At 76.2% G+C, this 537-nt stretch carries 1 protein-coding gene; it reads right to left on the bottom strand.

Annotation, left to right across the window (positions count from 1 at the left end):
• A partial coding sequence (locus A7A76_RS00295) for a TolC family protein (RefSeq protein ID WP_206409311.1) occupies nucleotides 1-537 on the bottom strand: 537 nt, incomplete at both ends.

Here is a 537-nt window from a genome sequence, read left to right on the forward strand (position 1 = left end):
GCTGGCGCGGTTCGCCCAGCGCGGCCTCGGCCTGGGCCAGCGCGGCGCGCGGCGCTTCGACGCTGTCGCGCGCGGCCAGGCGCAGATCGGCGCGCACCTGCTGCACGCGCAGTTGCTCGGCGCGCGCGGCGCGGATCGAATCGAGCAGGCGTTCGCGCTCGAGCGCATCGCGCAGCGCGATCCATTCGCGCGCGGTCTCCGCCGCCACGCTCACCTGGGCCTGGCGCAGTTGCGCCGCGGCGCCGTCGAGTTCGCTGCGCGCGCCGCGCTCGATCGCCTCGCTGCGGCCGAAAAAGCCCAGCTCCCACACCGCGTCCAGGCCCATCACGAAGAACGAGGCGCTGGCGTCGGGATCGATCGGGTTGCTGGTGCGCGCGCGCACTTCCGGCTTGAGCACATCGCCGGCGTGTTCGTGCAGCAGCCGCGCCGAGCGCAGCCGCGCGCGCGCCTGGGCGGCGTCGAGGTTGGCGGCCAGCGCCTGCTCGACCAGCGCGTCCAGGCGCGGATCGCCGAACGCGCGCCACCAGCCGCGCGGGT

The organism is Lysobacter enzymogenes, from assembly GCF_017168095.1.
GTDB lineage: Bacteria > Pseudomonadota > Gammaproteobacteria > Xanthomonadales > Xanthomonadaceae > Lysobacter > Lysobacter enzymogenes_D.